This is a genomic window from Nocardia citri (assembly GCF_054065835.1).
The window spans coordinates 1-279 of record NZ_JBSUQM010000092.1 but is presented as its reverse complement, the minus strand read 5'-3'; the positions used below and the strand labels follow the sequence as shown (position 1 = coordinate 279).

Genomic DNA, 279 nt, shown 5'->3' with positions numbered 1-279 from the left:
CCCTTGGCATAACCCAGGTGTTCATCCATTTCAGCGTTCAATGCCGTTTCCAGCACGGTTTTCGTGATCTGTGACAGCAAACCGCCCGGCCCGGCAAGCGACACACCTTCTTTCCGCGCTTTATCCACCAATTCCTGGGCAATTCGGACGTCCAGACCGTCCGCCATCGACGACTCCGCGGCCGCCGACTTCGACTCCGACACGATGATCCCTTCCGCTGAAGCAGGCCGCCTCAGCTTGTCGGATCACCCTTCCGCCCACAAGATCACTGACAGTCCC

1 pseudogene is annotated in these 279 nt (G+C 59.5%); it reads right to left on the bottom strand.

Annotation, left to right across the window (positions count from 1 at the left end):
* Window positions 1-167 (bottom strand): annotated as a pseudogene (locus ACW2Q0_RS31255) (IS256 family transposase); the annotation flags it as partial.
* Window positions 168-279 lie beyond the last annotated feature (112 nt).